Source organism: Pseudaeromonas pectinilytica (assembly GCF_054780855.1).
The window spans coordinates 1-1,861 of record NZ_BAAGVN010000058.1 but is presented as its reverse complement, the minus strand read 5'-3'; the positions used below and the strand labels follow the sequence as shown (position 1 = coordinate 1,861).

The following is a 1,861-nucleotide window of genomic DNA, read 5'->3' as shown; positions in this document are numbered from 1 at the left end:
GCCGAATATATGTTTGTGACTACTTTGTTAAAAATAGAGCAGCACTTGCTTGCACAGGGTCGGTGTCCATATAAGCTATTTAGTTATCCGCCCTTGATACAGAAGCATTATTCGAACTGGGGCGATGTAGTCGCTCGGTAAAGCCGTTACTCATAGCCTGCTGCGATTCTTAGTGGTTCTGTACTTAGCCCCCTCCGGTTTTCGAAACTGGTATGCATGATTCCATCAAGTACAACCATTGGAGTTCCCCGTATAATAAAATCGTATCCATTTTGACCCGTGCTACTGCTATTTTCGCTATTAATAGCGAAATAGCAGGTTAATGCCTCCATGCGCGATCTCCTTTCCTATGTTACCGATAGCAAAGAAGACTTTCGGTGATGCCGTCATTTAGGCTGCCAACCGTTCTTGACCTTGAGAGCAACAAGCCCCAAATGACATAGCCAATTGTTCGTACAATTTCTCACTCCGCAAGATTTATTCAAACCTATATCACCCCTGTGGATCGCCGGAGGAACTGTTCTTCCGGCGCGTGATTTTCATGTTCACAGGAGGCTCTATGGCTCATCTCGTCGAATCGATGGCGTATGTCGGTGATACGCCCTGGCATGGTCTGGGCAATCATCTGAGTGCCCATCAACCGTTGCAGACCTGGCTGGTTGAAGCCGGGATGGATTGGCATATCGCGCAAAGCGATGTGCTGTTTAATGTCGCTCCGGATGGTCTGCATATTCGGCCTCATACAGACGCCAAGGTGCTGTACCGATCCGATACGCTGGCGCCGTTGTCGGTAGTGTCGAACCGTTACAAGGTGGTTCAGCCGGATGAGGTGCTGGGCTTCTACAAGGATTTGGTCAAGGCCGGAGGGTTTGAGCTGGAGACGGCAGGAGTCTTGAAGGGTGGCCGCAAGTTGTGGGCCTTGGCGCGTACCGGTCAAGAATCGGTCTTGCGCGGCGGGGATACCGTCAAAGCTTATCTGCTGCTGGCTACCAGCTGCGATGGCTCACTGTGTACCACGGCACAGTTCACTTCCGTAAGGGTGGTGTGCAACAACACGCTGCAAATGGCAACCGGTGACAGCAAGGGGGCGGTCAAGGTGCCCCACTCTACCCAATTTGATGCGGCAGCAGTCAAGAATGCCCTGGGTCTGGGGCTGTCCAGTTGGGACAGCTTTATGCGCTCGTTGAAGGAGTTGAGTCAGCGGCCGGTGTCGCGGACCGAGGCCGATGCCTATTTCCGCACCGTACTGGGTGAGCCGTTGGCCGATGAGAGTAACCCGTCAGCGCTGGAGCCCTCCCGCACACTGCAGCAAGTTCTGAGTCTGTATCAGGGCACAGGACTGGGTTCAACCTTGTCCTCCAGTCGCAATACGGCCTGGGGTCTGGTCAATGCCATGACTGAGTATGTGGACCATCGGCGGCGGGCGCGTAATCAGGATTATCGGTTGGATTCAGCCTGGTTCGGGCAAGGCGCTCAACTTAAGCAACAGGCGATGACACAGGCACTGGCGTTACTGCAGTAATCCTTTCTGGATTTGGCTTTCTACCCGCATATACACCTGCACTTCTACCCGCAACTTGAATCTTCCCTTATCACTTCTCGCCCCGGCAGGCTTCGGCTTGTCGGGGCGTTTTGTTTTGGAGTCCGTTATGAAACAACAACGCTATGGTCAGGCTATCCGTCTGGCCTCAACTGTCGGCTTATCTCGCGAAGAATGGCTGACTATCCGCCAGCAAGGCATTGGTTCGTCCGATGCCGCTGTCGCCGTGGGCTTGTCGCCGTACAAGAGTGCTCTGAGCTTGTGGCTGGAGAAGACCGGGCGCAAGCAGCCCGAGGACTTGTCGGCCAAAGAGGCCGTGCT

2 protein-coding genes are annotated in these 1,861 nt (G+C 53.9%); both read left to right on the top strand.

Going from position 1 to position 1,861, the window contains the following annotated elements; genetic code table 11:
- The first annotated feature begins 559 nt into the window (after positions 1-559).
- The gene (locus ACYVG7_RS04630; protein ID WP_460882057.1) at positions 560-1,522 is read left to right on the top strand and encodes a DUF932 domain-containing protein; all 963 of its coding nucleotides are present in this window, start codon (positions 560-562) and stop codon (positions 1,520-1,522) included.
- A gap of 127 nt (positions 1,523-1,649) precedes the next feature.
- The coding region (locus tag ACYVG7_RS04625; protein WP_460882056.1) for a YqaJ viral recombinase family protein at positions 1,650-1,861 on the top strand (212 nt) is incomplete at its 3' end.

Excerpts from the sequence above, each read along its gene's own strand:
- ACYVG7_RS04630 (WP_460882057.1), top strand. The coding sequence starts at position 560 with ATGGCTCATCTCGTCGAATCGATGGCGTATGTCGGTGATACGCCCTGG.